At 63.4% G+C, this 350-nt stretch carries 1 protein-coding gene; it reads right to left on the reverse strand.

Annotated elements, in window-relative coordinates; genetic code table 11:
- Positions 1-4 precede the first annotated feature (4 nt).
- On the reverse strand, positions 5-350 hold a 346-nt coding region (locus A3712_RS18760), incomplete at its 5' end, for an AbgT family transporter (protein WP_197465864.1).

Raw genomic sequence — 350 nt, forward strand, 5'->3', positions numbered from 1 at the left:
TGGATCAGTTCATGATCGGCGGCGCCGTGGGTGCGGCGACCTCCGGCAGCGTGTAGCCGACCGGCGCATCCGGGCCGAGCGGGATCCCGAGATAGAACCACAATACGATCAGCACTGTGCCCGAGATCAGCAGCCAGACCGAATAGGGAATCATCATCGCGGTCAGGCTGCCCAGGCCGAAGTCCTTCTGCCAGCGTTGTGCGAAGACCAGGATCAGCGGGAAATAGACCATCAGCGGCGTGATGATATTGGTTGCGCTGTCTCCGACGCGGTATGCGGCGGTCGCGCCCTCCGGGCTGATACCCAGCAGCATGAGCATGGGCACGAGGATCGGCGCCAGCAAAGCCCAC

Origin of the sequence: Vibrio sp. HI00D65 (assembly GCF_001635455.1) — a bacterium.
In the GTDB taxonomy this organism is placed as follows: Bacteria; Pseudomonadota; Gammaproteobacteria; order Enterobacterales; family Vibrionaceae; genus Vibrio.